This window comes from Chitinophagaceae bacterium, assembly GCA_030053935.1.
Taxonomy (GTDB): domain Bacteria; phylum Bacteroidota; class Bacteroidia; order Cytophagales; family JASGCU01; genus JASGCU01.
This window is the reverse complement of sequence record JASGCU010000092.1, coordinates 1-9,457: the sequence shown is the minus strand read 5'-3', so window position 1 is coordinate 9,457 and position 9,457 is coordinate 1. Positions and strand designations below refer to the sequence as shown.

The window sequence follows — 9,457 nt, the reverse complement described above, 5'->3', positions numbered from 1 at the left end:
TGAGTTTTTACTATCTCTTGCTCGGCTCTTTAGTTTTATTCATTTATTTTTTTATCCATTTTTCTTTTGAGTATGTGCATATTTTTATACATATTCTATCTCACAAAAGAATAGAGATATTGAAGTAATTGTTTATCCTCATCAGTATATATTTTTTTTCTTCTTTGGAACATATTCTCAATGGTTTCTAATAATTTTTCTATTGCATAGAGAGTGTCATTTTGAGAGTCACTCCATGTAAAATTGGGAATGTATTTTTTAGGAAACCCATGCCCAAAGATATTACATCCTATACCAACGGTCGTTCCCGTATTAAACATAGTATTGATAGAAGATCGAGAATAATCCCCCATAATAATTCCACAAAATAAAACAGCAGTTTCTTCTAATGACTTTGTCTCATAATTCCACATACTTACGTTTTTATAGTTATTTTTTAAGTTAGATGTATTGGTATTAGCACCAAGATTACACCATTCTGCTATAACGCTATTTCCTAAAAAACCATCGTGTGCTTTATTAGAATACCCAAAAAGAACAGAACTGGAAATTTCTCCCCCCACTTTTGAAAAAGGACCTATAGTAGTATTTGGGCGTAGCTTTGTTCCCATATTTGTGGTAACGTTTTCACACAGAGCAACAGGTCCCCTGATAATAGTTCCCTCTCCTACTTCTGTATTAGCCCCAATATAAATAGGACCTGTTTCCGCATTCAAAATAGCCGATTTGATACTCACATTCTCTTCTATAAATATATTTTTTGAGGCATACACATGTGAAAAAGGGTCTGATATAAGATAAGAATTTCTTTTATGGGTAACGAGAGAGAAATCATTTTGAATCTCTTCCGCATTGAATTCAAAGATATTCCATACCTTTTGAATACTTTTATACGAGTGGGTGAATATTGTTTTTTTAGCAGTATTAAACCTGATGGCTTCAGAGTATGTCAAATGTGTATCGAGGGAAAATGCTATCAATGTATTTTCAAAAAAAAGTCCTTCATTGTTTTTGAGATTACAAACAGCATCTACGAGTTTTTTATTCGGAATAGTAGAGCTATCCACGTAGATGTTTTTTTGAGAATACTGTGGAGGAAATTTTGTGTGCAGATATTCCTCCGTGAGAATAGAAACAGTAGTATTTGTATATTTTTTCCACTTTTCGTGAATAGTAAAAATACCACATCGGATATTGGATACGGGTCTTATATACGTGAGAGGCAACAGATTTTTCTTTGTAATAGGATTATCTAAAAGTATAATATGCATTGTGAAATTGATTTTTGTATAATTGTATAATACTATGTGATTCTTATAAAAGACGATTCTCTTTTTTCATTTTAAAATGACTGTAAGCAAGGTCGGTAGCTTCTCTTCCCCTCGTAGTTCTTTTAATATATCCTGATTGAACCAGGAACGGTTCATAAAATTCTTCTATAGTTTCTCCCTCTTCTCCACAAGCACTTCCAATAGAGTTTACCCCCACGGGTCCACCTTTAAAAGTATGTATAATAGTATGCAATATTTTGTTATCCATCTCATCTAATCCATCCGAATCCACCCCCAAAGCTTCTAATGCTTTTTGAGCGATTGGCATATTAATAAAACCATTATTTTGTACCTGTGCAAAGTCCCTTATCCTTCGGAGAAGATTATTCGCTATTCGGGGAGTCCCCCTACTTCTTTTTGCTATTTCTAAAGAAGATTCTTCATCAATAAACACATGAAGCAAAGAAGCAGATCTTTGAACTATTTTTTTTAGTAGGTCGGCTGTATAATATTCTAACCTACCATGGATACCAAAACGAGATCGCAAAGGTGCTGTTAATAAACCTATTCGTGTAGTGGCTCCTATAACCGTAAAAGGATTTAATTTTATCTGAACACTTCTCGCATTAGGACCACTATCCAATACAATATCTATTTTATAATCTTCCATCGCAGCATACAAATATTCTTCTACTATCGGATTTAACCTATGTATCTCATCAATAAATAAGACCTCCAGTGGTTCTAAATTCGTGAGCATACCCGCCAAATCACCAGGTTTTTCTATGACTGGTCCCGATGTTATCCGTATAGAAGCCCCCATTTCCCTCGCAATTATAAGACAAAGAGTAGTCTTTCCCAGCCCCGGCGGACCATGTAACAACACATGATCTAAGGGCTCTTTTCTCTGACGAGCCGCACTTACAAAAACTTTCATATTCTCTATAATACTTTGTTGCCCCTCAAAATCCCGAAAATAAAGAGGTCTTAATGCCTTTTCTATCTCTTGTTCTTCTTTGCTTAATACATTCTTTTCCCCTTGTAAATAATCTTCCCTCATTGTTTGTTTATTACCTTATCAACATAAAATTATAAATGTAAAAAAACAACCTCTTTTTTATCTTTTTCATGGTAAAAATTACGAAATAAAACATTCTTTTTTATAGAATTGCAAAAAACATTCTATTTTCAGAATATTACACACAATTAAAAAATATAATAATTATTTAATAAATTAAAAATAAAAACACAATTAAAAATGAAGTATAAAATAATTTTTCTCATAACAGTACATTTTTTGCTCTCAACAGAAGTATTCTCACAAGCAAAAAAACCAACTATCATGGTCGTCCCAAGCGATGTATGGTGTAATCAAAATGGATACACTTTTACATTTAATAGTAATGGAAAAGAAATAGTATTAGCGGATTATAAAAAAGCGGTTCAATCTAATCCCGACCTATTATTAGTAATAAGTAAAATAAATGAACTCATGATAGAAAGAGGATTCCCACTTAAAAATTTAGAATCTGCCCTCAAAACTATTGAAAATGAATCAGCAGAAGACGCTGCCCTTACAAGCAAAAGCGGTTCGGGAGTATCAGAAAGCCCTGTAGACAAACTCAAAAAAACTGCAAAAGCAGATATATGGATGCAAGTAACATGGACAGTAAACGCAACAGGTCCTAAAAAATCAATAACCTTTAATCTGCAAGGATTAGATGCCTACACAGACAAACAAATAGCAGGAGCATCGGGAACAGGACAACCTTCTTTTAGCGCAGAACTTCCGACCCTCCTTCAAGAAGCAGTCATAGCACACTTAGATAACTTTAACGCACAACTCCAAAAACACTTTGATGACCTCTTTGCTAATGGACGTGAAATAATCTTACGAATTAAAAAATTTGACTCTTTTGACGGAGACCTAGAAAAAGAATTTGACGGAAAAGAACTAAAAGATATTATAGAAGAATGGGTATCAAAAAATACCGTGAAAAATAGATTCAGCACCACCGATGCCACCGAAAATATAATGCTGTTTGAACAAGTAAGAATACCCACATACGACGAAAATAATAAAGCTATTGATGCCAGAAACTGGGCAAGAGGACTCCAAAAAATGCTCAAAGAAACCTATAAAATTGACTCAAAACTTATGATGAAAGGTCTCGGACAAGCACAAATAGTTATCGGAGAAAAATAAATTAAAAAAGACATGAAAACAATAATCATCATTCTCTGCTTCATACAATACCTCCATATACATGCCCAAAATACTCTTAACAACCCACCCCCAATAACATTAGGAATATCCATATCTCCAACAGATATGGATATTTCCATTAAAAAAAAATTGGAAAGCATACTTACCCAAATAGCCACTAAAAATGGAATAACCGTAAGCGATAAAACATATTCTTTCTCTTTCAACGCCGATATAAATATTATCAATAAAGATATTACACCCACAGCCCCTCCTATGCATAGCTATAGTATAGAAATATATATACGTATAATAGAATCTTCCACAGGAAAAAAAATGGTGCAAGAAACCATAAAACTCAAAGGTATTGGAGAAACAGAAACAAAAGCAATGCTCTCCGCACTCAAAAAAATGAACACTGATACCCCTATTTACAAATCTTTTTTTGAAAACGCTATTGTCCAAATGCAAGACATCCCTGAAAACACAGAAACAGAAAAAACATATACCTACACCGAGTCAGATGTAGATATAGAACTCCCCACCACCACTGAAAAAAAAGAAAACGCAATAGCAGTAGTTATTGGAAATACGGACTATAAAAAAGGAACGGGAAAGGTAAAATATGCAATCCACGATGCACGCACTTTCAAAAAATATCTCATACACATATTTGGATTTTTGGAAGAAAATATTATTTATAAAGAAAACGCCACTCTCTCTGATTTTTACACTCTTTTTGGAAGTCCTCAAAACCCTTCCTCCGGAAAACTCTATAAATTAGTGAAAGAAAACGAAACAGAAGTATTTATTTTCTATGCAGGACACGGCGCCCCAAAAAATAAAGAAAATTATTTTATCCCCGTAGATGCCGATATCAAATCCCCCGAAGTAAGTGGATATTCTCTCTCTACATTTCAAAAAAATATATCTCTTATCCCCGCAAAATACATTAATATTATCCTCGATGCTTGTTTTTCTGGTTCTAATATAACCGAAGCAACAGAAGGAATCTCAGGATTTAAAACAGTTCCCGTTTCTTTAGAATATTCTCAAAATGTATCTGTATTTGCATCCTCTACGGGAGAACAAGTTTCTACATGGTATGATGAAAAACAACACGGACTCTTTACCTATTATTTTCTCAAAGGAATACAAACAAAAGATGCCGACATAAATAAAAACGGAGAAATCTCCTACCAAGAACTCAAACAATACCTCACAGACCCTGATAAGATACCTTTCAAAGCAAATATCCTTCATAACCAAGAACAAACCCCAAGTATCCAAATATATCCCACAAAAATGAACGATATTTTCCTTACCTATAAAAAAAATAGATAAGGTATTCAAAAAATTCAACTCCTCAATGAACTTTGCAAAGCAACGTCTCTACTTTTTTTTTGAAGAAAATCAATTTTTAGAACCCACCCATAAAAAAAGAAAACAATCCCTAAAAAAGAAAAAATGCAATAATTGAGTCCTCTCAAAATAAAAAAAAATGACACCTAAAATACATATATATCAAATATTTACTCGCATCTTTGGTAATAAAAATAAAAAAACCGCCAATAAAGGAACTATCCAACATAATGGCACAGGTAAATTTGATGATATTACCACAAAAGCCCTTGTAGAAATACAAAAATTAGGAATAACCCACATTTGGTACACAGGAATAATAGAACACGGTACAAAAACAGATTATTCCCAATACGGTATCCCAAAAGATAACGAACAACTTATAAAAGGCACCGCAGGTTCCCCTTATGCTATCAAGGACTATTACGATGTTTGCCCCGATTTAGCAAATAATATTCTTCACAGAATACAAGAATTTCAAAACCTCATAGAAAGAACCCACTCTGTTGGCTTAAAAGTAATTATAGATTTCGTCCCAAATCATATATTCAGAAATTACTTCTCTGATATACAATCAGAAAATGACAAAACATTTGGTCATAATGACAATACCCACCTCGCTTTTCATCCCGAAAACAATTTTTATTACCTACCCGAGCAAGAACTCGTTATTACCTTTCAAGAAAATCTCCCCTCTTACAAAGAATTTCCCGCAAAAGCCACAGGGAATGACATTTTTCACACTCATATATCCCCACACGATTGGTATGAAACCATAAAACTCAATTATGGTGTAGATTATGCCCACAATATGACCGAACACTTTACCCCTCTCCCAAATACTTGGGAAAAAATGTTAGATATACTCCTCTACTGGAGTAATATGGGGGTAGATGGGTTTCGCTGTGATATGGCACAGATGGTTCCCATTCCTTTTTGGCAATGGCTTATCCCTCAAATGAAAGCCAAAAAAGACACCATCTTTATAGCCGAGATTTATACCCCCGAAAAATACTATGATTACATACACACCGCACAATTTGACCTGCTTTATGACAAAGTAGATATGTATGATACCCTCCGAAATATACTACAACACAAGCAAAGCACCGATACCATCTCCCATATTTGGAAGAAACAAGAAGGCATTGCCCAAAACATGCTTCGTTTCTTGGAAAATCATGACGAGCAAAGGATCGCCTCCCATTATTTCTTGAAAAATCCAATACATTGCATACCCGCCATAGCTCTTATAACCACTATGCACAAAAATTCTACTCTTCTCTACTTTGGACAAGAAGTAGGAGAAAAAGGCGATGAATCTGATGAATATCAAGGCAGAACAAGTATTTTTGACTATACAACCTGTCCCGAACATCAAAAATGGATGAACGATGGACAGTTTGATACAGCTTTGCTTTCTGAAGATACTATCTCGCTCAGAAATACCTATCAACAAATTCTCTCCTTTTCCCTCACAGACAATTGTATCAGAGAAGGAGAATTTTACGATTTGCAGTATTTTAATAGAACACCTTCTTTTTCAGCATATTCTGATACCATATTTGCTTATATCAGGCATACAAAAGAAACAGCATATCTCATTATTCTCAATTTTGATACCACAAAAGACGAGGAATGCTCCATAAAGATACCTTCTCACGCATTTCAAACAATGGATATGCAAGTAAATGAAGGATTAGATTTCACAAATATATTCAATACCCAAGAAACAATTCCCATCCCCTTTTTTAAAATACCTACCCTTCTCCATCAGATACACTCTACGGAAGATACCTTTCTCACAATACCAAAAAGCAGCTTTAAAATATTCAAAATATCCCCCCGAAACCTTCTTGCAAAATAGTTTTGAAATACTGATTCAACATGGAGAGTACCAAAAACGTTCTTTTTACACAAATATTGAATTTTAAACCTATTGATAATCAAATTTATATATTTCATGTAGGTTATACTTGGCTCTAGTAACTTTAATTACTGTAATATAGAAACTATTAGAAAACGCAAATGAGCATAAAAACCTTCGTAACTATTGAGCATCTTATAAAAAAATTGTTATAAACAAAATAATATTTTAGTATATTTGTGTAAAACATTCCCAAAAAAGAACTTTGCGATGGGATCTACGTGCATCCTTTATTTATATAATAACCATTTTTAAGTTTAATTATCCATCAAAAAATGATTTCCAAACCATCAAATAAAAATAAAAAAATACCGACTAAAAAATCTATAAACTACCCGTATTTACTCATAATCATTGGGAGTTTTCTTTTGTATGGCAAAACAATACGTTTTGACTTTATACAATTAGATGATATGGACTATATTGTAGATGCTGGCTATTATTTTTCTAATATTCAAAATGCTATCACTGGTTTTTTACATTCTTTTAGTGTCAAATATTACAGACCTATGCTCTTTAATTCCGTGATATTTGACTTTTTTTTCAGCAAAAGCAATCCATCTTTCTACCACTTTACAAATATTGTATATCACACACTCTCTTGTTGTTTTCTATTTCGTTTTCTTTGTTTATTAAAATACGAAGAAAGAATTGCTTTTTGGACATCTCTTCTTTTTATGGTGCATCCTCTGTTTACACAAGCAGTTGCTTGGATTTTTGGAAGGAATGATCCCCTCGCTGCGGTCTTTATTATCCCTTCTCTTATATATTTTTTAAAGTATTTAGAAAATAAAAAAACATCTTATTTTATCGCACACCTTGCTTTATTCGTCCTCTCTCTTTTTACCAAAGAAACTGCAATGGGGATACCCATTGTTTGTATTACTTATATTTTTTTGGAAGACAATTTTCGCTTTCTATTAGCAAAAAAAAATATATACATACAATTTATAATAGGTTGGGCGGGAACAATAATCCCTTGGTTAATCCTCCGTTGGTATTCTTTAGAGCAAGCAATACAATCCTCAAATATAGAGATATTTGCTTCTTCCAAAGTAGGTTTTGAAGCCATGTTAGAGAATGCTCCTTTTTTGAGTGAATCTATTTTTAAGTTCTTTATACCTTTTCGGGTATCAGTATGGCCTGTTTTCAACTCTATTAATACCCTTGGAGGAATTTTTATATTTGGGATATTAATGTTTAGTATTAAAAAAGTACAAATACCTCTCAAAAAAACAATATGGTGTCTGATATGGTGGCTTATTTTTATACTACCAGGCACATTAGTGGTAGTAATTTATAGTGACGGAACAAGATTAAGTGATTATTTAGAACATAGAACCTACATTCCTTCCATAGCTTTCATTATACTTATAAATGAATTTTTGAAATATCTAACTGTACACTCTCGAGAAAGTTCTTTTTTCAAAAAAAACTTTTCTATGCTCTTTTCATTCCTCATTCTTTTTTTAGGAACAATAACTTTCTTACATACCAACGCATTTAAAAACGCAGAAACATATTGGAAAAGCGCTACAGAAGACGCTCCACACAGTGCACAGGCATGGAAAATGCTCGCAAAACCTTATTTTGATAAAAAAGATATAAAGACCGCCGAAATATACCTTATGAAATCCATAGAATTAAATCCTCAAGACCCTACCGCTCTTACCCACCTCGGATTAGAATACGAAAGAATAAATAATATCCCAAAAGCAAAGTATTTTTTTTACAAATCTATACAAGTAAAACCTACTGACACAGAAGCATTATCTGGTTTATCCCGAGCATATATAAAAGAAAAAAAAACGGACAGTGCTTTATTCTATATCCAAAAAATACTAATACTCCATCCAAACAATATACAATCTCTACTCGGTATGGGAGTATTACTTTTATCTGAAAATAAAAAAGATACTGCTCAATGGTACTTTCAAAAAATAATACGATTAGAACCAAACAATACAGATGCCTTATTTAGATTAGGGAAAATAGAACTTATGAATAAAAACTATTCAGCAGCAGAACAATTTTGGATAAAAACTATTCAAATAAAACCACAATATAACCAAGCAATCATAAAATTAGTAGAACTATACCTCTTTCAAAATAAAATGGACTTAGTAAAAACATATTATTTTGTCCTGAAAAAAAGAGGTATTCATTTAGAAAAAAAATATCCACAACTTCTTTCTTTACTATGAAACATGAGAACATGTAACTACTCTGTTTGCTTTATAATCAATGATTTAGAATCTTCAAAATAGATGCCTCTTAATATGAGACCGTTGTGAGTTAAAAATGTAAAACACGAATATTTTATTTCACCAATACGATGGTATTGAAGTTCATTTTAGTTTATCCTCTTATGCAAACAATATATTCAAAAAGCGGATTCACATGTAAAAGTATGAAATTGTATTATATGTTTGCCTAAGGTAAGTAAATAAAAAAAAGAGAACCAACGCTCTCTTTTAGTATGTATGATAATAAATATTTATTCTTTTATTACCTTTTCTGCTTTCCATACCTCTCCTTTTTCTCCATAGAGTATTATAATATATTCTCCTTTGGGTAGGGCTTTTATATCTATCTGTAAGGGCAGAAGACTTTCTGCCCCTACATTTACCACTCTACCCATCATATCATATATTTTCACCGATGCAACCTTTTGTGTCTTATCATACTGAA

General features: G+C 32.8%; 7 protein-coding genes. 4 read left to right on the top strand and 3 right to left on the bottom strand.

Annotated features, from left to right (window positions below; genetic code table 11):
• Positions 1-95: 95 nt before the first annotated feature.
• Both QM536_08460 and ruvB read right to left on the bottom strand, forming a co-directional pair.
• Positions 96-1,271, bottom strand: a complete 1,176-nt coding sequence (locus tag QM536_08460; protein ID MDI9357037.1) for a putative sugar nucleotidyl transferase — start codon at positions 1,269-1,271, stop codon at positions 96-98.
• Between the two features lie 43 nt (positions 1,272-1,314).
• Entirely contained in the window at positions 1,315-2,331 is a 1,017-nt protein-coding gene (gene ruvB, locus QM536_08455) for a Holliday junction branch migration DNA helicase RuvB (protein ID MDI9357036.1), read from the bottom strand.
• 198 nt (positions 2,332-2,529) lie between these two features.
• On the opposite strand from ruvB, the gene QM536_08450 reads away from it, so the two are divergent.
• The 4 genes from QM536_08450 to QM536_08435 all read left to right on the top strand — a co-directional run bounded on the left by QM536_08450 (position 2,530) and on the right by QM536_08435 (position 8,970).
• Entirely contained in the window at positions 2,530-3,477 is a 948-nt protein-coding gene (locus QM536_08450) for a DUF6175 family protein (protein ID MDI9357035.1), read from the top strand.
• 12 nt (positions 3,478-3,489) lie between these two features.
• On the top strand, positions 3,490-4,821 hold the full coding sequence (locus tag QM536_08445; GenBank protein MDI9357034.1) for a caspase family protein: 1,332 nt from the start codon (positions 3,490-3,492) through the stop codon (positions 4,819-4,821).
• A gap of 157 nt (positions 4,822-4,978) precedes the next feature.
• Entirely contained in the window at positions 4,979-6,706 is a 1,728-nt protein-coding gene (locus tag QM536_08440) for an alpha-amylase family glycosyl hydrolase (protein MDI9357033.1), read from the top strand.
• A gap of 335 nt (positions 6,707-7,041) precedes the next feature.
• On the top strand, positions 7,042-8,970 hold the full coding sequence (locus QM536_08435) for a glycosyltransferase family 39 protein (protein MDI9357032.1): 1,929 nt from the start codon (positions 7,042-7,044) through the stop codon (positions 8,968-8,970).
• A 293-nt stretch (positions 8,971-9,263) separates the two neighbouring features.
• On the opposite strand, the gene QM536_08430 is transcribed toward QM536_08435, so the two are convergent.
• Positions 9,264-9,457, bottom strand: a 194-nt coding sequence (locus QM536_08430) for a T9SS type A sorting domain-containing protein (protein MDI9357031.1), incomplete at its 5' end; no start/stop codon positions are given.

Coding starts and splice junctions, on each gene's coding strand:
- QM536_08460 (MDI9357037.1), bottom strand. CDS start 1,271: ATGCATATTATACTTTTAGATAATCCTATTACAAAGAAAAATCTGTTG.
- ruvB (MDI9357036.1), bottom strand. CDS start 2,331: ATGAGGGAAGATTATTTACAAGGGGAAAAGAATGTATTAAGCAAAGAA.
- QM536_08450 (MDI9357035.1), top strand. CDS start 2,530: ATGAAGTATAAAATAATTTTTCTCATAACAGTACATTTTTTGCTCTCA.
- QM536_08445 (MDI9357034.1), top strand. CDS start 3,490: ATGAAAACAATAATCATCATTCTCTGCTTCATACAATACCTCCATATA.
- QM536_08440 (MDI9357033.1), top strand. CDS start 4,979: ATGACACCTAAAATACATATATATCAAATATTTACTCGCATCTTTGGT.
- QM536_08435 (MDI9357032.1), top strand. CDS start 7,042: ATGATTTCCAAACCATCAAATAAAAATAAAAAAATACCGACTAAAAAA.